19 protein-coding genes and 1 pseudogene are annotated in these 19511 nt (G+C 72.3%); 8 read left to right on the top strand and 12 right to left on the bottom strand.

Annotated features, from left to right (window positions below):
- The first annotated feature begins 3 nt into the window (after positions 1 to 3).
- Positions 4 to 207: a cold-shock protein gene (locus ACHBTE_RS04935; RefSeq protein ID WP_003992177.1), complete on the top strand. Its 204-nt coding sequence runs from the start codon at positions 4 to 6 to the stop codon at positions 205 to 207.
- A gap of 122 nt (positions 208 to 329) precedes the next feature.
- Here the strand turns inward: ACHBTE_RS04935 and ACHBTE_RS04930 are convergent, their stop codons facing one another.
- Complete coding sequence (locus ACHBTE_RS04930; RefSeq protein ID WP_394722122.1) at positions 330 to 878, bottom strand: helix-turn-helix domain-containing protein; 549 nt, start codon at positions 876 to 878, stop codon at positions 330 to 332.
- 79 nt (positions 879 to 957) lie between these two features.
- Between ACHBTE_RS04930 and ACHBTE_RS04925 the strand changes: the two genes are divergently transcribed.
- Genes ACHBTE_RS04925 through ACHBTE_RS04910 form a run of 4 tightly spaced genes read left to right on the top strand, consistent with a single transcriptional unit; the run spans position 958 to position 2931 of the window.
- On the top strand, positions 958 to 1647 hold the full coding sequence (locus tag ACHBTE_RS04925; protein WP_394722121.1) for an AzlC family ABC transporter permease: 690 nt from the start codon (positions 958 to 960) through the stop codon (positions 1645 to 1647).
- Positions 1644 to 1958 carry an AzlD domain-containing protein gene (locus tag ACHBTE_RS04920; protein WP_394722120.1) on the top strand — a complete coding sequence of 105 codons (315 nt, stop codon included), beginning with the start codon at positions 1644 to 1646 and terminating at the stop codon, positions 1956 to 1958. Before ACHBTE_RS04925 ends, ACHBTE_RS04920 begins: the two co-directional genes overlap by 4 nt.
- Before the next feature lie 25 nt (positions 1959 to 1983).
- Entirely contained in the window at positions 1984 to 2226 is a 243-nt protein-coding gene (locus tag ACHBTE_RS04915; protein WP_394722118.1) for a hypothetical protein, read from the top strand.
- Between the two features lie 48 nt (positions 2227 to 2274).
- Positions 2275 to 2931, top strand: coding sequence for a class I SAM-dependent methyltransferase (locus ACHBTE_RS04910; protein ID WP_394722117.1), 657 nt, complete (start codon positions 2275 to 2277; stop codon positions 2929 to 2931).
- Between the two features lie 22 nt (positions 2932 to 2953).
- Here ACHBTE_RS04910 and kstD read toward each other — a convergent pair whose 3' ends face one another.
- Together kstD and ACHBTE_RS04900 are read right to left on the bottom strand one after the other, a co-directional pair.
- A complete protein-coding gene (kstD, locus tag ACHBTE_RS04905; RefSeq protein ID WP_394722116.1) occupies positions 2954 to 4729 on the bottom strand; it encodes a 3-oxosteroid 1-dehydrogenase in 1776 nt (591 codons plus the stop codon).
- 28 nt (positions 4730 to 4757) lie between these two features.
- Positions 4758 to 5263: pseudogene (locus tag ACHBTE_RS04900) on the bottom strand (DUF6817 domain-containing protein).
- A 214-nt stretch (positions 5264 to 5477) separates the two neighbouring features.
- On the opposite strand from ACHBTE_RS04900, the gene ACHBTE_RS04895 reads away from it, so the two are divergent.
- The gene (locus ACHBTE_RS04895) at positions 5478 to 6398 is read left to right on the top strand and encodes a LysR family transcriptional regulator (protein WP_394722115.1); all 921 of its coding nucleotides are present in this window, start codon (positions 5478 to 5480) and stop codon (positions 6396 to 6398) included.
- Between the two features lie 90 nt (positions 6399 to 6488).
- Here ACHBTE_RS04895 and ACHBTE_RS04890 read toward each other — a convergent pair whose 3' ends face one another.
- The 5 genes from ACHBTE_RS04890 to ACHBTE_RS04870 form a co-directional block, all read right to left on the bottom strand.
- Positions 6489 to 7625 (bottom strand): sugar ABC transporter substrate-binding protein, encoded by a 1137-nt coding sequence (locus ACHBTE_RS04890; protein ID WP_394722114.1) that lies wholly within the window; start codon positions 7623 to 7625, stop codon positions 6489 to 6491.
- A 191-nt stretch (positions 7626 to 7816) separates the two neighbouring features.
- Positions 7817 to 8809, bottom strand: a complete 993-nt coding sequence (locus tag ACHBTE_RS04885; RefSeq protein ID WP_394722112.1) for a CU044_5270 family protein — start codon at positions 8807 to 8809, stop codon at positions 7817 to 7819.
- 2 nt (positions 8810 to 8811) lie between these two features.
- The gene (locus tag ACHBTE_RS04880) at positions 8812 to 9435 is read right to left on the bottom strand and encodes an RNA polymerase sigma factor (protein WP_394722111.1); all 624 of its coding nucleotides are present in this window, start codon (positions 9433 to 9435) and stop codon (positions 8812 to 8814) included.
- 131 nt (positions 9436 to 9566) lie between these two features.
- A complete protein-coding gene (locus tag ACHBTE_RS04875) occupies positions 9567 to 11495 on the bottom strand; it encodes an AMP-dependent synthetase/ligase (protein WP_394722110.1) in 1929 nt (642 codons plus the stop codon).
- A 261-nt stretch (positions 11496 to 11756) separates the two neighbouring features.
- Positions 11757 to 13043 carry an acetyl-CoA C-acetyltransferase gene (locus ACHBTE_RS04870; RefSeq protein ID WP_394722109.1) on the bottom strand — a complete coding sequence of 429 codons (1287 nt, stop codon included), beginning with the start codon at positions 13041 to 13043 and terminating at the stop codon, positions 11757 to 11759.
- Positions 13044 to 13128: 85 nt separating this feature from the next.
- On the opposite strand from ACHBTE_RS04870, the gene ACHBTE_RS04865 reads away from it, so the two are divergent.
- Positions 13129 to 14424, top strand: a complete 1296-nt coding sequence (locus ACHBTE_RS04865) for a 3-oxoacyl-ACP reductase (RefSeq protein ID WP_394722107.1) — start codon at positions 13129 to 13131, stop codon at positions 14422 to 14424.
- On the top strand, positions 14424 to 15269 hold the full coding sequence (locus tag ACHBTE_RS04860) for a MaoC family dehydratase (protein ID WP_394722106.1): 846 nt from the start codon (positions 14424 to 14426) through the stop codon (positions 15267 to 15269). Before ACHBTE_RS04865 ends, ACHBTE_RS04860 begins: the two co-directional genes overlap by 1 nt.
- On the opposite strand, the gene ACHBTE_RS04855 is transcribed toward ACHBTE_RS04860, so the two are convergent.
- The 4 genes from ACHBTE_RS04855 to ACHBTE_RS04840 all read right to left on the bottom strand — a co-directional run bounded on the left by ACHBTE_RS04855 (position 15254) and on the right by ACHBTE_RS04840 (position 19488).
- Positions 15254 to 15913 (bottom strand): TetR/AcrR family transcriptional regulator, encoded by a 660-nt coding sequence (locus ACHBTE_RS04855; RefSeq protein ID WP_394722105.1) that lies wholly within the window; start codon positions 15911 to 15913, stop codon positions 15254 to 15256. The genes ACHBTE_RS04860 and ACHBTE_RS04855 overlap by 16 nt on opposite strands.
- A gap of 108 nt (positions 15914 to 16021) precedes the next feature.
- Positions 16022 to 17368, bottom strand: a complete 1347-nt coding sequence (locus tag ACHBTE_RS04850; RefSeq protein ID WP_394722104.1) for an SPFH domain-containing protein — start codon at positions 17366 to 17368, stop codon at positions 16022 to 16024.
- On the bottom strand, positions 17365 to 19035 hold the full coding sequence (locus ACHBTE_RS04845; RefSeq protein WP_394722103.1) for an SPFH domain-containing protein: 1671 nt from the start codon (positions 19033 to 19035) through the stop codon (positions 17365 to 17367). The genes ACHBTE_RS04850 and ACHBTE_RS04845 overlap by 4 nt, the downstream gene beginning before the upstream one ends.
- A gap of 153 nt (positions 19036 to 19188) precedes the next feature.
- Positions 19189 to 19488, bottom strand: a complete 300-nt coding sequence (locus ACHBTE_RS04840) for a DUF4229 domain-containing protein (RefSeq protein WP_394722102.1) — start codon at positions 19486 to 19488, stop codon at positions 19189 to 19191.
- Positions 19489 to 19511: the final 23 nt, after the last annotated feature.

Below are 19511 nucleotides of genomic sequence, written 5' to 3'. Positions count from 1 at the left end.
CTTATGGCTACCGGAACCGTGAAGTGGTTCAACGCCGAAAAGGGCTTTGGCTTCATCGCCCAGGAAGGCGGCGGCCCCGACGTCTTCGTTCACTACTCCGCGATCAACGCGAGCGGTTTCCGTTCGCTGGAGGAGAACCAGCAGGTCTCCTTCGACGTGACGCAGGGCCCGAAGGGTCCGCAGGCGGAGAACGTCACCCCGGTCTGAGTCTTCGGTCTCGGAGCCTGGTGCTTTGATCCGGAACAGATAGCAGTACCCAAGGAGCCCCGCGCCGCAAGGCGACGGGGCTCCTGCCTTTCCCCCTCGCGCCTTTCATACGCGCGCGCCTCTCACACGTGCTGCATGATCAGCACGAACGTCGTCCCGGGCAGCAGCGCCTCGTACGCGTGCGGCACATCCCCGCGATACGTCATGTAGTCCCCCGGCCCCAGCTCCACGGCTTCCCCGCGCGGCCCCGCCTTCACCCGGCCCGTGCTGACGATCAGATGCTCCACGGATCCCGGGATGTGCGGCTCGGATTCCCGGGCGGGCCCGGGTTCGGCGCGCAGGCAGTAGATGTCCCGGCGAGCGCCGGGCGGGCTGGCCGAGAGCAGGGTGGCCACGTAGTCCGCCCGCTCGGAGGCGACGGTGGGCCCCTCACCCGCGCGGATCACCTGCACCGGGGGCGCGGGCGGTTCCACGAGCGCGCTGAACGGCACGCCGAGCGCGACTCCCAGGGCCCACAGGGTCTCCACACTGGGGTTTCCGCCGCCCGCCTCCAGTTGGGAGAGCGTGGACTTCGCGATCCCGGCCCGTTTGGCCAGCTCGGAGAGGGACAGGCCGGCCCGGGTGCGCTCGCGGCGCAGGGAGGCCGCGATCCAGGTGAGGGGCTCGCTCATGCAGTCACTCCTGCCGTTCGCTACGCCGGTCCAATCGTTCGCCTTGACGAACGGACGCGCGTTGTTCATTCTGGGAAACATGCGTTCGCTTCTCCGAACACCCATGATGACACCCCTGGTGCGCGACAGCTCACTCGTCTGGCTGGCGAGCGGCGTCGTCGGCGTCTCCTTCGGCGCGATCTCCGTGGCGGGCGGGCTGCCGGTGTGGGTGCCGGTGGCGATGTCCCTGGTCGTGTACGCCGGCTCGGCGCAGTTCAGCGCGGTCGGCGTGCTGCTGGCCGGGGGCGGCCCGTTCGCGGCGGCGGCCACCGGGCTGCTGCTGAACACGCGCACGGCCGCGTTCAGCCTCGCCGTGGCCGACATCATCGGCCGCGGCCGGCTCGCCCGCTTCCTCGGCGCCCACCTCGTCACCGACGAGACGGTGGCCTTCGCCCTCGCCCAGCCGGACCCGGCGCGGCGGCGGGCCGCGTTCTGGATCTCCGGACTCGGGCTGTTCGCCGTGTGGAACCTGGGCGTCCTGGCCGGTGCGCTGGCCGGCGGCGCGATGGGTGACACCGCCGACTACGGTCTGGACGCGGCCTTCCCCGCCGTCCTGGTCGCCCTGGTGCTGCCCGCCCTGCGCGAGGGCCCTGCCGTACGGCGTTGTGCGCTGCTCGGCGCCGGACTGGCCCTGCTGGTCACACCGGCCGTCCCGGCGGGCGTGCCGGTGCTGGTGGCGCTGGCGGGGCTCGCGGTGTACGGACGCGACGGCGTGGGACGTACGGCATGAGCGCGACGGCGGCCATGATCCTGGCGCTCGCGGTCGGCACGTACGCCTTCCGCCTGGTCGGGCCGGTGCTGCACGGGCGGGTCGAGCTCTCGCCGCGTGTGCAGGAGCTGCTGTCGGCGGGCGCGATCGTGCTGCTGGTGGCGCTGCTGGCCACGGGTGCGCTCACCGAGGGCGGTGGCTTCGCGGGGTGGGCACGGCCGGCCGGGGTGCTGGTCGGCGGCGTGCTGGCGTGGCGGCGGGCGCCGTTCGCGGTGGTGGTGCTGGGGGCCGCCGGGGCCACGGCGGTGCTGCGGGCGGTGGGGGTGGCATGAGGCGGCCCCGTGGGAGAATCGCCGGATGACCAACGGGGAAGAGCACAACCAAGGGGACGGCGGCGGCACTTCCGCCCGGAACAACCAGGCGACGGGGATCTCGCTCGGCCTCGCCTTCGGTACGAGCATCGGAATAGTGCTCGGCATGACCGTCTTCGACGACATGGGGGTCGGGCTCGCCCTGGGGATGAGTCTGGGCATCGCCGTCGGCAGCGCGATCGGCGCCGGCCGCACCCGGGCGGGCGGGCAGGAGAAGAGCGGCGAGTAGGGCCCGGCCGGCTCACCCGCACCACGGGGTTCGCTAGGGTCCCGGCCCATGGCCGAACCCGACTTCCTGACCACCACCCGCACCTTCTACGACGCCATCGCCGAGGACTACGCGACGCTCTTCCGGGACGCGCTCATGACACGGCCCCTGGAGCGGGCGATGCTCGGGCTGTTCGCCGAACTCGTCGACGGCGACGGCCCGGTGGCCGACCTCGGATGCGGTCCCGGCGAGGCGACGGCCCACCTCGCGGCGCTGGGACTGCCCGTGTTCGGGGTCGACCTGTCGGAGTCGATGCTCGCGATCGCCCGCCGCGACAACCCGCGGCTGCGCTTCGAGCAGGGCTCGATGCTGGAGCTGGACCTCCCCGACGGCGCCCTGTCCGGGGCGATGTCCTTCTACTCCTCCATCCACACCCCCATGGAGAAACTCCCCGCTCTCTTCGCCGAGTGCCACCGGGTGCTGGCGCCCGGCGCGCCCCTGCTCGTCGCGTTCCAGGCCGGCGAGGAGCACCGGCACCACGACCGGCCCTGGGGGCACCCGGTCGCGCTCACCTTCCAGCGGCGCCGGCCGCAGGACATGGCCGACCTGCTGACGGCCGCCGGTTTCACCCTGCTCTCCCGCACGGTCCGCGAAGCCGACCCGGCGCTCGACGAGACGTCCCCCCAGGCGTTCCTGTTCGCCCGGAAACCCGCCGCCGACGCCTGATCCGGCACCCCTGGGCCGTGACCTAGTCCTGAGGAGCCCCGGCGATGTCCCGTGCCGCGATGTACCCGAACGTCATCGCCGGGCCGATCGTCGAGCCGGCGCCCGCGTAACTGTGGCCCATGACCGCGGCGCTCGCGTTGCCGGCGGCGTACAGGCCCCGGATCACCGAGCCGTCCTCCCGCAGGACGCGGGCGCGGGCGTCCGTCTGGAGGCCGCCCTTGGTGCCCAGGTCGCCGGGGACGATCCGGAAGGCGTGGAAGGGCGGGAGCCAGAGCGGGGCGAGACAGGAGTTCGGGCGGACGGCGGGGTCGGTGTAGTAGTGGTCGTAGGCGCTGTCGCCCCGGTGGAAGTCGGGGTCCCTGCCGTGCCGGGCCTGGGCGTTGAAGCGGTCCACCGTGGTGCGCAGGGCCGCCGCCGGGACGCCGATGGAGCGGGCGAGCGCGTCCAGGGTCCAGGCCCTGTGCGCGGCGCCGGAGTCGTACCAGCCGGCGGGCAGCGGCAGGGCGGGCAGGACGTCCTTGAAGAGATACCGGTTGCGGTAGTTCTGGTCGACGATCAGCCAGGACGGGATGGCCGGGCTGGTGTCATGGACGTCGTACATGGTGTGGACGACGTCGCTGTAGGGGGCGGCCTCGTTGACGAAGCGGGCGCCGGCGGCGTTGACCAACAGACCGCCGGGCAGGGTGCGTTCGGCGAGGCAGAAGTACGGCTGGCCGGGGAGCGGGATCGCCGGGCCCCACCAGGCGTCGTCCATGAGGCCGAGTGCGGCGCCGAGGCGGTGGCCCGCCCGGATGCCGTCGCCGGTGTTCTCCTTCGCGCCCACGGTCCAGTCCGTGCCGATGGGTGCGCGCTGGTAGTGCTCGCGCATCGCCGCGTTGTGCTCGAAGCCGCCCGAGCCGACGATCACCCCCCGGCGGGCCCGCACCAGCGCGGGGCCGCCGTCCCGGGTGACGACCGCTCCGGCCACGGCGCCGCTCTCGACGTACAGGTCGGTGAGCGGCGTGCCGAGCCATACGGGAACTCCCGCCGACCGCAGGCCCGCGCGCAGGCCCGCCGCCAGGGACTGCCCCATGGTCAGCGGCTTCTCCCCGCGCAGGGCGGCGGCTGTACCCCGCGCGAGGCACTCCGCCGCCACGGCGGCCCCCTTCGCGTTCACCGCGGCCAGGGCCAGCCACTTGTAGTCGGCGCTGAAGACGACCATGCCGGCCGGCACGGGCATGTACGGCGGGTTCAGGCGGGCCAGTTCGGCGCCGAGGATGTGTCCGTCCAGCTGGGCGGGCTCCACGGAACGGCCGCCTGCAAGGCCGCCGGGCAGCTCCGGGTAGTAGTCGCTGTAGCCCTCCATCCAGCGGAACCGCAGCGGGCTGTTGGCCATGACGAAGGAGAGCATCGCCGGGCCGTTGTCGAGGAAGGCCCGCTGTCGCTCGACGGGGACGTCCGCGCCGACCACGGCGGCGAGGTAGGCGGCGGCCTTCGCGGGCGTGTCCGGCACACCGGCCGCGAGGATCACCGAGTTGTTGGGGATCCAGATCCCGGCCCCGGACCGGGCGGTCGAACCGCCGAAGGTGGCCGCCTTCTCCAGCACGACACAGGTCAGGCCCTGCTTGGCGGCGGTGAGGGCGGCGGTCATGCCGGCCGCGCCGGAGCCCACGACCACGACGTCGTAGGTGCCGAGCAGGGGCAGGTCGGCGGCCCGGGCGGGCTGCGGGCTCGCGCCGACGGCACCCAGGGCCGCGGCCGTGCCCGCGGCCCCGGCGGCCAGTACGTGTCTTCGTGAGGGGTTCGCGTCAGTGGTCATGGATGCCGCTCCCGCCTGGACCGCCCGATCACTCTGACGGTGTGTCAGAAATGCGAATGTGGCGCGACTGCCCTGTGAAGTCAAGGCTCAGACAGTCCGTCCGGGCCGGCTCGCTCAACAGCGGCCGGAAGCGGTGGAAGAGGGCGAGCAGACCGGGGCCGTACCGCGCACGGAAGGCGGGGTCGTGGTCGGCCAGGTCGAGTTCGTTGGCGGCGGTGAGCTCGGCCAGGTCGCGGCGCAGCCTGGCGTCCGGGGTGTGGGAACGGCCCGTGAAGCGGTCGACTCCGCCTCCGCGCCGACGACCCAGGCCAGTTCGGCACGGCGGTCGAGGGGCAGCAGGGCCGTCGGAAAGCCGTCGGTGCCGTAGCACGCATGGCACAGGCCCGCGAGCCGCAGAGCCGGGCGGGCGCCCCAGTCGGCGAGGCGTGACTGCACGCGCCACAGATGGGCGAGGAGGGTGCCGCCGGGATGCGGGAGGGTGGCGGCGCCGAGGTCCTCCAGCAGGGACCGCGCCCGGACGAGGGGAGTCGACACGTGCCGTCCTTTCGGCGTCGGCGCACGGAAGGTGGGATCCGGCAGGGTGAGTCGGCACAGTGGGTCGGCACCCGCTCCCTCCCCCGCACCGGTCCGGACTCCGGCGGGGTGGGGAGCGGGTTGCCGCCCGGGCCCGTCAAAATCGTCGTCCATCGGGCAAAGCCCAGTCAATCCTTGGGATTTGTCGCGATCTCCAAGCATTAACTTGGAGGTCATGACCCTTGATGACCTGCGGGTGTTCGTGGCCGTGTGCCGGGCCGGAAGTCTGAGCGCGGTGGCGCGGGAGCTGGGCTGTACGCAGTCGGCGGTGAGCCAGCATGTGAAGCGGCTGGAGCGGGAGACCGGGGTCGCGCTGCTGGAGCGACAGCCTCGCGGGGTCGTGCCCACACAGGCGGGACGGGTGCTGGAGACGGCCGCCGCCGAGGGGATCAACGGGCTGGACCTGGCGATACGGCGGCTGCGGGATCTCGTGGACGGCGAGAGCGGGTATGTGCGGGTGGCCACGGGGGCGACGACCGTACGGCACTTCATGTCGGAGGCGGTCGTCGCGTACCGCCGGCGGCATCCGCGGGTCAACCTGGAGTTCCGCACCGTGAGTTCCGGCCGGGGCAGCTTCGACGCGCTGGCCGACGGCACCCTCGACCTGGCCTGGATCACCCTCGGCCCGCCGGTGCGGGGCATCGAACAGCGGCCGGTGGTGGAGCTGCCGTGGGTGCTTGCGGTACGGGCCGACGATCCGCTGGCTCGGCGGCCGCATGTCGAGGTCGGTGCCGACCTGGCGGACGTACGGCTGATCCGGCTGCCGCCGAACTCCGCCTCGGCCGCACAGCTGGAGGCGGCCTGCGCGGAGTTGGGCGTCCGGTTGGCGTACGACACGAGCGTCGCCGACTGGGACACGGCGCTGCTGCTGGCCGAGCTCGGGGTCGGGCGGGCGGTGGTGCCGGCGCTGCCGGGGCTGGCGGTCCCGGGCGACGGCGACCTCCGGCTGATTCCGCTGCCCGCCCTGCGACCGCTCCCCGTCGGCTGGGCCGTCCGCCGCTGGGACGCGCTCAGCCCGTCGGCCCGGGCGTTCGCCGACCTCGTGGCGGAGTGCCGCAGGCGGATGCGGGCCGAGCACGTCGACGGCACCGGCTGATTCCGGCCACCCCGCCGCCGCGGCCACCGGCGGCCAGGGCAGCCGGTGGCACGGGATATGGGCTACGGGCCATGCCTCATGGGTCGTGGGCTATTCCAGGCCGATGGCCGCGCAGTCCGCCTTGTACTCCGCGGTGCAGATCTGCTTGACGGTGTAGACGCCGTCGCGGACCACGGTCTCCTCGATGTTCGCGTTCGTGACCGCGACCACCGGCACCAGGTGCGACGGGATGCCCTTCGCGGACCCGCTGTCGACCGAGTCCTGGGTCAGCGCGTCGAACTCGATGTCGCGCTCCTGGACCTTGTACACGGCCATCCTCGCGGCGTTGGTCGCCTCCTGCCGGAACGGCTTGTAGACGGTCATGAACTGCTCGCCCGCGACGATCCGCTGCACCGCGTCCAGGTTCGCGTCCTGCCCGGTCACCGGCGGCATCGTGGTGGCGCCCGCGTCCTTGAGCGCTTCGATGACCGCCCCCGCCATGCCGTCGTTCGCCGAGTAGACGGCGGCGATGTTCGCCAGACCGACGGAGGCGATCGCCTTGCGCATGTTCGCCTCGGCGGCCTCGGGCGACCACTTGTCGGTGTCGTACTTCTTGACGATGTCGACCTGGCCCTCGAGTTCGCCGAGGGCGCCCTTCTTGAACCGGCCCGAGTTGGGGTCGGCCGGGTCGCCGTTCATCATGACGACCTTGTCGTCGCCCCGCCCGGAGCCGAGTTCCTCGACGAGCGTGCGGCCCTGCACCTCGCCGACGAGTTCGTTGTCGTGGGACACGTACGCGTCCACCGGCCCCTCGGCGAGCCGGTCGTAGGCGATGACCGGGATGCCCGCGTCCTTGGCCTTCCGTACGTCCGCCGCGATGCTTCTGGCATCCACCGCGTCCACCAGGATCACGTCCACCTGGTCGGCGATCATCTGCTGGAACTGCCGGCTCTGCTTGTCCGGGCTGGCCCCGGCGTTGGAGTACACGACCTTGCCCTTGTCGTGGGTGAGGGCCGCGACCTCCTTCTTGATCAGGGGGTGGTCGAACTTCTCGAACCGGGCCGTGTCCTTGTCGGGCAGGAGGAGGCCCACGGTGATGTCGTCGCGCTTCTCCGGCGAGGCGGAGCTGTCGCCGCCGCCGATGCCGTCGATGACACCGCAGGCGGTCAGCGACAGGACCGAGGCAGTGGCCGCGAGGGCTATGCCCATACGGCGTGCGGGGGGCGTGCGGGGGGTACGAGCGTTCACTTGCGGTGCCTTCCGAGCGGACGAGCGGCCTTGCTACCCGGTGGCGTAGCCAACGCGCCCACGGCATGTCACGTCAAGCAGTTGTCGTAACGAGACGGCAACCGTTTGCGACCGCACCCCCCGCCGGGCCTTCGAACACGGCTTCTTCGCCCCTCCTGCCCAGGTCCTGCCCGTCGACACCCCCGGCGGGATCAGTCGTGCCGGCCGATACGGTCCACCACCTGGATCTCCTGAAGCGTCCGGGTCTCCCAGTACCAACCGGTCTGCACCCATTCGTCCTTGCCCACCTTCTTGGGCACGCTCCCCTTGGTGCGCAGGCCCAAGTAGTCGTAGGTGCGGGGGTCGAACAGGAAGGTCCAGTCCGCCTTGGGGTACGAGACGCCGACCGCGCTCCGGCCGGCCACGTCCACGGCGTCGCGGTCGATGCGGATCCGCTCGAGCTTCGACAGCGCCTCGAAGGCGGCGGCCTGAAGGCCGGGCGGCATCACCCGCGGCCCCATCATGAGCATGCAGCCCTCGAAGAACGCGTGCATGTCGGCCTTGGCCGAAGCCTCTTGGCCGAACCTGAGCCGGTCCAGAAGCTCGTCGGGGTCCGTCGGCATCTTCTGGAGCTTGGAGTAGACGGTGGGCGGCCAGCGCACCTCGTGCTTGCCGAGCGGCGGGTCGTGGTGGACCTTCCCGTGCTCCTGGCGCCTCGACGGCTTGGAGCCGTCCACCGACATCCAGCTCTCGTCGGTCCAGGTCCTGGTCTTTCCGCCCTTCACCGGCGTCCTCATGATCCGGGTCCGGGTGTAGAAGTACTGGTCGTTGCGCGGCACCGGCAGGTCGCTGCCCAGGGAGCGGGTGCGGTCGGCCGCCCTGCGCAGCACCTCCACGGCGCTCAGACGCAGACGAGGGTTCTCGTTCTCCCTGCCGCCGTCGCCGTCACCCTCACCGTCCGCCACTACGACGGCGACGCCCACCGCCGCCGCGGCCAGTCCGGCGAATGCCGTACGGAACACGAGCCGTCGGCTCAGTGAGCCGTGCCGGGAGGTGGATTCACGGGAGGCGACGCCCCTGAGCGCGACCGGCCCGATCTCGTCGGCCATGGCGGCGTCGAGGCGGGCCCGGGCGGTGGCGCGGGCCGCCTCGGAGGGGCCGGTGCGGTCGGCGTCCCAGTCACGCAGCAACGTCAGTTCATCCATGGTCAGTTCCCCTTCCGAGGCGCGGTCGGCGTCGTGCCGGACGGTCCGCCCAGCGCCTTTTGCAGCTTGGTGCGGGCCCGGTGCAGACGGGAGCGCACGGTGCCGACGGGCACGCCCAGGGCCTGCGCGGCCTCCGCGTAGTCGAGTTCGCCCCAGGCGATGACCAGCAGCACGTCCCGGTACCGGGCGGGCAGCGCGGCGAGCGCGCCGGCCACCGTGCCGTGGGCCGCGTCGGCGCCGAGCCCCGCGGCCACCGCGGCCTCGGGGCCGTCGGCCGTCCGGTCGGCGGGCAGGGCCGCCATGCGCGACAGGGCCCGCAGCCGGCGGGCCTCCTCCCTGCGGTGGCGGCCGATCAGGTTGGTGGCGATGCCGTACAGCCAGGGCCTGGCATGCGTGTGCGCCGGGTCGTAGCTGTGACGGCGCTGGAACGCGATCACGAACGTCTCCGCCATCAGGTCGTCGGCGGTGTCCGTGCCCAGGCGCCGGGCGATGTAGCGGTGGATGTCGTCGGCGTGACGGTCGAAGATCGCGGCGAACGCGTCGGGCGTCCGCCAGGACCGTTCGATGACCGAGCCGTCGGAGTCCGTCGCGGCCGGCGCCGACGCGGAGTCCGACAGCACGGTCACCTCTCACCTCTGTGGTTCATGCGGTATCCCTCGAAAGCCATGTCGTGGTCTCTCACTGTTCGCCGACATGGGCCGTCGAGTTCCATCCACCCAAGTGACTTGCATCACATGAACAGTTGTGGCCGGCGAGGCTACTTCGCGTACAGCCCTTCCACCTCGGCCGCGAAGTCCCGCATGACCGCGTCCCGCCGCAGTTTCATCGACGGCGTCAGATGCCCGGCCATCTCGGTGAAGTCCGTGGGCAGGACGGCGAAGCGGCGGATGGACTCGGGCCTGGACACCAGCTTGTTGGCCTCGTCCACCGCGCGTTGCAGGATGTCCCGCAACTCGGCGTCGTCGACCAGCAGTTCCGCCGGGACCGGGTGTCTGCCGTTCATCCGGCGCCAGTGGCTGACGCCGTCCATGTCCAGGGTGATCAGGGCGCAGACGTAGGGCCGGCGGTCGCCGAGGACGAGGACTTGCGAGATCAGGGGGTGCGAGCGCAGCCAGTTCTCCAGGGGCGCCGGGGCCACGCTCTTGCCGCCCGAGGTGATCAGCAGCTCCTTCTTGCGGCCGGTGATCGTGAGGTAGCCCTCGTCGTCGAGCTCGCCGATGTCGCCGGTCGGCAGCCAGCCGTCGGCCGTGGCCGGGACCACGCCGCCCGCCGCGGGATCCCAGTAGCCGCGCAGCACATGCTCGCCGCCGAGCAGGATCTCGCCGTCCCCGGCGATCCGGACCCGGGTGCCGGGAAGCGGCCAGCCCACGGTGCCGAGGCGGGGTTTCAAGGGCGGGGTGATGGTCGCCGCGCCGGTCGTCTCCGTGAGGCCGTAGCCCTCGTAGATCTCGATGCCCGCGCCGGCGTAGAAGGCGGCCAGCCGGCGGCCGAGCGGTGAGCCGCCGCAGATCGCGTACTTCACCCTGCCGCCCATCGCGTTGCGGATGCGGCGGAAGACGAGCGGGTCGTAGAGGGCGCGGGCGGTCTTCAGGGTCGCGCTCGGGCCGCCTCCCGTGCCGGCCTGCCGGGCCTCCAGCGCCTCGCCGTAGCGCTCGGCCACCGAGGCGGCGCGGTCGAAGGACGAGGCGCGGCCGCCCGCCTCGGCCTTGGCGCGGGCGGAGTTGAAGATCTTCTCCAGCATGTAGGGGATGGTGAGCAGACAGGTCGGGCGAAACGCCGCCAGGTCGGGGAGCAGGTCTTCCGCCTTCAGGCTCGGCGCGTGGCCGAGGCGCACCCGGGCCCGGACACAGGCCACCGCCACCATGCGACCGAAGACGTGCGACATCGGCAGGAAGAGCAGCACCGACGCCTCTTCGCTGGTCCGCGCCTTGAAGATCGGGTAGAGGAGCTCGATGGCGTTGTCGACCCCGGAGAAGAAGTTGCCGTGGGTCAGCACACAGCCCTTGGGGCGGCCTGTGGTGCCGGAGGTGTAGATCAGCGTCGCGAGCGTGTCCGGCGCCAGCATCCCGCGCCGTACGTCCACCTCCCCGTCCGGCTGCTGGGCGCCCAGCTCGCCCAGGCGTTCCACATGGCCCTTGTCCATCACCCACATGTGGCGCAGGTCGGGCACCCGGTCCAGCTCCGGGCCGAGCGCGGCTGCCTGGGCGCCGCTCTCCGTGATCAGGGCCACCGCGCCGGAGTCCTGGAGGATCCAGCGGGTCTGGAAGACGGAGGAGGTGGGGTACACGGGCACCGTCACCAGACCGGCCGCCCAGGCGGCGAAGTCGAGGACCGTCCACTCGTAGCGGGTCCGGGCCATGACGGCGATCCGGTCGCCGGGCATCAGCCCCTCGGCGATCAGCCCCTTCGCCACCGCCTCCACCTGGTCGGCGAACTGTGCCGCCGTCACGTCCGCCCACCGGCCGTCCTCGCCCCGGCGGCTGAGGACCACCGCGTCCGGCGCCGCGCTCGCGTTGTCGAAGGGCAGGTCCGCGAGCGACCCATGGGTCACGGGCGGCGCGAACGGCGGTACGTACGCCTCCCGTACGGCCCCGTCCAGCCTCCGTGTCTCGGGCCGCACCAGCGTGGGCCCGGGAGCGTCGTCGAACGCGGCCGAGGGGGCGAAAGAGGGAAGCGGGGTGGACACGGGCGACTCCTGCGGCGGGCGTGCAGCGACGAAACTGCTTGCTGCATGAATTACGTGCCTCGCGCACCGTGGCGTTCACCTGCGGAGGCCGGCGGAAAGGGGTTACCGCTGGTTAGGGAGGCGATCGTACGGCGTGCGCGTGTGGGCGTTGTGGGCGTTCGGCGGTAGTCCGGAGCCGGGTATGTGCAACGTCGGGGGCTATGTGAGGGGTGCTCAACTTCCCCTCACCGCTTCCCCTCACCGCTTCCCCTCACCCCGCTCCTACCTTCGCTCCAGGACGGCCGTCACCCCCTGTCCGCCCGCCGCGCACACCGAGATCAGTCCGCGTCCCGGACCGCCCCGCTCGGCCAGCAGCCCGGCCAGGGTCGCCACGATCCGTGCGCCGGTCGCCGCGAAGGGGTGACCGGTGGCCAGGGACGAGCCCGCCATATTCAGCCGGGCCCGGTCGACGGGTGCGAGCCCGCGCTGCTCCCAGGCCGCGAGGGTGGCCAGGACCTGGCTGGCGAAGGCCTCGTGGATCTCGACGAACGTGAAGTCGGTGAGGTCGAGCCCCGCCCGTCGAAGCATGCGGGGGACCGCGTGCGCCGGTGCCATCAGCAGTCCGTCCTCGCCGTCCGCGACATCGCCCCGGACGAAGTCCACGGCCGCCGTCTCGTAGGCGGTGAGATACGCCTGGGGCTCCAGACCCCGCGCCGCGGCCCACTCCTCGCTCGCCAGCAGCACGACCGCCGCCCCGTCGGTGAGCGGCGTCGAATTGCCCGCCGTCATCGTGGGGTCGGGACGGTCGAGGCCGAACACCGGCTTCAGCGCGGCGAGTTTCTCCGGCGTCGAGCCGGGACGCAGGTTCTGGTCCCGCTCCAGGCCCCGGAAGGGCACGACGAGGTCCTTGAAGAACCCTCGTTCGTACGCCGCCGCCAGCCGCTGATGGCTCGTCGCCGCGAGCTCGTCCTGGGCCTCGCGGGGGATGCCCCAGGCGCGGGCGGTGACGGCCGCGTGCTCGCCCATGGACAGCCGGGTGCGCGGTTCGGCGTTGCGCGGGATGTCGGGGATCAGGTGGGACGGCCGGACGCCGGCCAGCGCCCTGAGCCGGCCGACGGGCGACTTGGCCCGCCGGGCCTGGAGGAGGATGCGGCGCAGTTCGTCGTTGACACCGAGGGGCGCATCGCTCGCGGTGTCCGCGCCGCCCGCGATCGCCGACTCGGTCTGGCCGAGGGCGATCTTGTTGGCGGCGGCGACGACGGCCTGGAGTCCGGTGCCGCAGGCCTGCTGGATGTCGTAGGCGGGCGTACGCGCGTCCAGCTTCGAGCCGAGGACGCTCTCGCGGGCGAGGTTGAAGTCCCGACTGTGCTTGAGGACGGCCCCGGCGACGAACTCGCCGACCGCGCCGGGACCGGTGAGCCCGTACCGCTCGACCAGGCCGTCGAGCACGGTCGTGAGCATGTCCTGGTTGGACGCGGTGGCGTAGGGGCCGTCGGAGCGGGCGAACGGGATGCGGGTGCCGCCGATGATCGCGACGCGCCGGACCGCCGGGGCCAACAGGGAGCTCATCTGTCTCCACTCCTCACGTCCACTGTGGACTTACCTCCGGTAACCTTACTCCGGAGTCAGTTCCGGAGCGCACTGGGAGTCCCCTATGGCCGATCGCTATCTGAGCTTCACCGGCACCGCACCCGGCCGCTTCCTCACCCGCCGGCTGGGGTTGCCCCAGCCGGCCCCGCTGGCACGCTTCTCGCCCGAGCGGCCCGGGCCGGAGGGCGAACGGCTGCTCCTCACAGCCGGCAAGTCCGGCCTCGACCTCGCCGCCGGCGGCCTGGGCCTGCTGGCCTCCGCCGAGCACCCGGCCGCCGTCGTCCTGGACGCCACCGGGGTCCGGGACGTCGAGACGCTCGCCGAGGTGCACGCGGCCCTGCATCCCGTCGTGCGGTCGGTGGCGCCGAGCGGCCGGATCGTCGTCCTCGGCGCGCCCCTGGACCCCGCCGACCACCACCAGGCCGCCGTACAGCAGGCCCTGGAGGGCTTCACGCGCTCACTCGGCAAGGAGATCGGTCGGGGCCGCACCGTGAACCTCGTCCGGCTGACGGACGCGCACACCGCCGGGTCGACCCTGCGTTTCCTGCTCTCCCCCAAGTCCGCCTACGTCAGCGGGCAGGTGATCGAGGTCGGCGCCGGGGAGGTGACGGCACCCGACGATCCCGGCCGCCCGCTGGCCGGCCGCACCGCCCTCGTCACCGGCGCCGCGCGCGGCATCGGCGAGGCGGTCGCCGAGACCCTGGCCAGGGACGGCGCCCAGGTCGTCGTCCTCGACGTACCGCAGGCCGAACAGGACGCCCGGCGCGTCGCCGAGCGGCTCGGCGGCACCGCGCTCGCGCTCGACATCACCGCGGCCGACGCGGGCGAGCGCATCGCGCGGGCGCTGCCCGACGGACTCGACGTCCTGGTCCACAATGCCGGGATCACCCGGGACCGCCGGCTGGCCAACATGCCTGCCGAGCGGTGGAGTTCGGTACTGGAGGTCAACCTGGCGAGCGTGCTGCGCACGACGGACGCACTGCTGGCGCGCGGAGCGCTGCGGCGGGGCGGCCGGATCGTGGCGACCGCGTCGATCGCGGGACTGGCCGGGAACGCCGGGCAGACCAACTACGGCGCGAGCAAGGCGGGCATCGTCGGCCTGGTGCGCTCCCTCGCGCCGCGCGCCCTCGCCGAGCACGGTGTGACGGTGAACGCCGTCGCGCCGGGCTTCATCGAGACGAAGATGACCGCCGCGGTCCCGCTCCTCATCCGGGAGGCGGGCCGCCGGATGAACTCCCTCGCCCAAGGAGGGCTGCCCGCCGACGTCGCCGAGACGACCGCCTGGCTGGCCGATCCCGGCTCGGGGGCCGTCAACGGCCAGGTCGTACGCGTATGCGGCCAGAGCCTGTTGGGGGCCTGATGTCACTCGTCCTCACCGGTGCTCCTTCCCTGCCTCCGCTGCTCGCCCGGGGCGCCTTGCTGTCACCCTTCAAACGCCCGAGCGCCGACGCGGAGTTCCCGCGCACCCGGCTCGTCCTGCCCGGCCTGCGCGTCGACCTCTCCCGGCTGGCCGCCTACGAGAGGGTGTGCGGCTTCCCCACCGGCGAGGACGCCCTGCCGGTGACATACCCGCATGTGCTCGGCTTCCCGCTGGCGATGCGGCTGATGAGCCGTAGGGACTTCCCGCTGCCGCTGCTCGGGCTCGTCCACACCTCGATCTCCGTCACCCGCTACCGGGCCCTCGCGGCCACCGCGGCGTACGAACTCTCCGTGCACATCGACGAGCTGACACCGCACCGGCGCGGTACACAGGCCGCCGTGGTCACCGCGCTGCGGGCCGGCGGGGAGGTCGTATGGGAGTCGCGGAGCACCTATCTGGCCCGGCATCGCACCACCTGGCAGCCGGCCGCCGAACCGGCGGCCGAGGAGCGCGAGCCGCTGCCCGACGTCGCCGAGTGGCGCATCGCCGAGGATGTCGGCCGGCGCTACGGCGCCGCGTCCGGTGACCGCAACCCCATCCATCTGCACCCCCTCACCGCCCGTCTGTTCGGCTTTCCGCGCGCCATCGCGCACGGCATGTGGACGGTGGCCCGCTGTCTCGCCGCGCACGGCACCGCCGAAGCGGTCCTGGTGGAGGCCGAGTTCAGGGCGCCGGTGCTGCTGCCGGGGACGGTGACCTACGCCGCCGAGGGCGAGCGGTTCGAGCTGCGGGGCCGGTCGGCGCGGCGCGTGCACCTGGCCGGCCGGGTTCAGCCGCTGGGCTGAGCGGTGGCCTCCGGCGGGGTCCAGGGCCGGCCGGCCATCATGTTGCCCAGGCCCGACCACGCGAAGTTCATCAAGGTGGCCGCCGCCTCCCTCGCCGTCACACCGGTGGCGTTCGCCCAGTCGGCGAGCGCCTCGGCGGCGCCCACCAGCGCCTCGGCGAGCCCGGCGACCTCACGCTCGGGCAGGTCCGGGTCGCGGTGCGCCTCCCGGGCCGCCGCGAGGATCAGCTGGGTCACGAACGCGACGATCTCCGCGCGCATCGTGGCGACCTCACCGGCGAAGGGCTCGCCGTGGGTGCGGGCCTGGAGGTGCAGCACCGACCAGCCGTCCGGGTTCTGCCCGGTGTGCGTGAAGAACGCCTGGAGCCCTTCCCAGAGTTGGCGGTCGGCGGGCGCGTCGCGCCGCACGCCCGCGCGGACGGCCGCGGTGAGGGCCGCCGCCTCACGCCGGATACAGGCGGTGAAGAGGTCTTCCTTGGAGTTGAGGTACAGGTACACCAACGGCTTGGACACCCCGGCGAGTTCGGCGATCTCGTCCATCGACGCGGCCATGTACCCGCGCCGGCCGAAGGTCCGCACGGCGGCTTCCAGCATCTGCTGCTCACGGACCGCACGCGGCATCCGCTTGGTCTTCACGGCACCCATGCCGATTAGCGTACGGGCCGGGAGGGAGGTTCCCACCCGGCCCGCCGCACTTCGCCGCGTCGCTCCTCGTCGGCGCCCCCTGTCAGCGCTCGCCGTCAGCGCTCGCCGTCAGCGCTCGCCGTTCGCGTCCTCCGCGAACCGTGCCGCGCGCTCCAGCCAGGGCTGTGCGTCACCGACCTGGGACGGCAGCGCAGTGAGCCTGGGCAGCAGCTGGGCGGTGAGCAGGGTGGACAGGGCCGAGGTGTCCGCGCCCGTGCCGTCGGTCCGTACCACCACCGGCTGCGGGGCCTTCCCGGCGAGCTTCGCGCCCACCTCCAGCCGGCGCCGGGCCAGTTCGTACTGGAGCACGGCCCGGTTGTCGCGGTAGGCCTTGGCGAGGGCGCGCTGGGCGCGGGCCTCGTTCTCGGCGGCGATCAGACCGCTGCGGCCCCGTGTCTCGATCTCGAAGCGCACCCGCTGGGCGTTGGTCTCCTGCTGCTCCAGCAGCTGGGCGACCTCCTCACGGGCCCGGTTCAGCGCCGCCCTGACCTCGACGATCCGGGCGTCGCGCACCTTCTTGGCCCGCTCGATGTCCATGCCCAGCTGGTCGATCCGGCGCTTGCGGATCAGGCCCCACTCCTGGTCGTAGGCGGTGCGCTCCTTGGCGACCCGCTCCCGGGTGGCCAGGTGCTGCTGGTACTGCGCCGGGAGCTGCACGTCCGGGATGTTGGAGCCGGTGATGCGCACGCCGTAGCGGGACAGCTGACGGTTGAGCAGCTCCTGCATGTCGGCCACGTCCGAGCCACGCAGGTCGTACGCCCGCTCGGTGCGCATCTTGCGCGCGCGCTGGCGGATGGCGTCCTGTACGGCGCTGGAGAGCACCAGGTCGAAGTTGCCCGCGCCGATGGTGCGGACGAACAGCACCGCGTCGGTGATGCGGAACTTCAGGAAGAACTCGATGGAGCGCAGCGGCACGTTCTCCTGCGTCGGACAGGCCATCACCGGTGCCGAGTACGGGATCTCGGTGGCGACGTCGACGACGAAGTCGACCCGGGACCACGGGTGCCACAGATAGTGGCGGCCGGCGTCCAGGGTGCGGGTGACGGCGCCGTAGCGGGTCAGCACACCGTTGGTGCCCTGCTCGATCTCCACGATCGAGGAACGCCACCACCACAGCGCGCCGATCAGCAGCAGCACGACGCCACCGGCGTAGCACAGGGAGGCGAGGGTGCCGTAGGCGAAGTCCCCGGCGGCCGATTCGGCGTCCGCCTCCTGAAGGGACAGCATCACGCCCATGAGCAGGGCGTACACGCCGAGCCACAGCACCAGCATCCACCACAGGCGACGCCGGTGGCGGGGGATGATGACCGGGATCAGGGTGTCGGCCTCGCCGCCGCGCAGCAGCCGCGCGATGTCGCTCCAGGGGGCGACGGACTCGGAGATGACCGACCGGCGGTGGGGACGGGCGCTGCTCACTGGGCGGCCTCCTCGGAGTCGTCGGAGCGGTCGGAGCGGGGGGAGCCGTCGGCGTCGGCGGCTGCGGCACCGTCGGCCGGCGCGGGCTGGTCGGGCACCTGCGGCACCGTGGGCCGCTCGGCCGCCAGCAGCGCCGAGATCTCCGTCTCGCGCGCGGCGATCCGCTCGGACACCTCGGCGAGACGCGCCCGTACGGCGGCCATGTCCTCGTCGGTGAACAGTTCCGTGCCGCGCTCGCCCACCAACTCGCGGGCCAGCTCCAGGAAGTCGATCCCGGCGGCGCCGCCGCCGTCCGTCGCCCCGCCGATGCGCACCAGGCGCGGCAGATGGTCGGCGACCTGCTCCAGGGTGTCCAGCACCTGCTGCTGGTAGCGGTACTCCAGGATCTCCGGGGCCTGAGCCGCGGTCACCGCGCGGATGTCGAGGGCCTGCGCCTCCAGCAGGGCCGCGTTCGCCTTGGCCTCGGACTCGGCCTGGACGTAGCGCTGCCGGGCGAGGGCCTCGGCGCGGTTGGTCTCCCGCTCCACGGCGGTGTCCATCTGCGCCTGGTACTGGGCGATGTCGGCCTGGATGGCGGAGAGCGTCTCCTGGCTGGACGCCAGCTCCCGGGTCAGATCGCCCTCGTCCTGCTCCTTGCGCAGCTGAAGGGCGTACTCGTGCGTGTACGCCTCCTTGGCCACCCGCACCATCTCGGGCGCCGCGAGGTCCATGCGGTAACGCTGGTCGGACGGTTCGGCGTGGGTGATGTTGGCGTTGGTCAGCTCGACGGCCGGGCGGAACTGCTGGTTGAGCTGCTCCAGCAGCCGGCCCGTGTCCTCGCCGACCATGTCGTAGATGCCGGCCGCCTCCTGCTCGTAGACCAGGGTGCGGATGGTCTCGCTGACGGCGTTGCTCAGCTTCTCCTCGAAGCCGCGCACCGCGCCCAGCGTGTAGACGAACTCGGTCGGGTCGCTGATCCGGAACTGGATGAACAGGTCGATCGACGCCTTCACGCCACCCTTGGTCGGCGCCTCGCGCACCGGCGCGTTGAACGGGTACTCACGCGTGGTGTTGACGATGTACGACACCCGCTTCCACGGGCTCAGCAGCACGACCCGGCCCGGGCCGACGATCTTCTCCAGCTTGCCGAAGCGAGTGATCAGCGCCTGGCAGCCGTCCGGCACCATGACCATGCCCTGCCGCCACCACACGAAGGCGACAGCCAGCAGCGCGATGACCCAGTAGTGCACCCCGAACAGCGGGTTGGTCACCACGTCGGCGCCCGCGGCCCCCACGATCGACGCACCCACCACACCCAGCACGAGCAGCATCAGTACCGGCAGCATGGAGAAGATCGAGCGGCCCTTGGGCAGCACCATCGGACAGATGGCGTGCACCACCTCGCCACCCTCGCGCACCTGCTCGCTGCGGCCGAGCGCCTCACCGGCCTCGTCCAGCGGCACCGTCTTCTGCCGCATGACGGTGGCGGTGGAGCCGCCCTGTTCCCGGGCGGCCGGGAAGTCGGCCGGGTCGATGCCCTGGCCCTGCGCGTCGTATCCCTCGCCGCCGGCTCCTCGTCCGCCGAGCTGCCGCTGGAGTTCCTCCTGCGCGGCCTTCCGTGGATCGGTGCCGGAGGCGACGGCTTCGGCGACGCGTCGTGCGCCTTGTTTTGCGCGCGCTCGTGCCACGGTTCCCCCTTACTTGCTTGGCTGTACCAGTGCGGTTCTTGGTCCCTGGCGTGATTTCGGCCATCTCACACCATGGGCCCGGCCAAGAGTAAGGGGGGCACCCTCGACAGTTACCCAGTGGTCAGGCTGCCGGGATGCGGAAGAGATCGGTGACTAGGAGGTCTGTCCCTGCGCCCGAGCCGAGTCGTCGGCGACGTCCTCCTGGCTGCGGCTCGCCTCCAGGCTGGACTTCATGCGGTCGACGCGCTGCACGATCCGCTCGGAGGCGCGGTCGCGCTCCTTGCGCAGGACCACGAAGCTGATCGGCGCCGAGAGCACCAGGGCGAGCAGGACGATCCAGATGCCGTTGGAGTCGCCCAGGCCGCGCGGGGCGAGGCCGGAGTAGACGAGGCCCCAGACGACCACGAGGCAGCCCACGAAGATTCCGAGGCGCATCAGTGTGTAGCGGAGCATCTCAATCCACTCTTCCGATTCCA

Source organism: Streptomyces sp. M41, from assembly GCF_043673425.1.
In the GTDB taxonomy this organism is placed as follows: domain Bacteria; phylum Actinomycetota; class Actinomycetes; order Streptomycetales; family Streptomycetaceae; genus Streptomyces.
The sequence above is the reverse complement of the archived record's forward strand: the minus strand, read 5'-3'. Positions and strand labels throughout refer to the sequence as shown.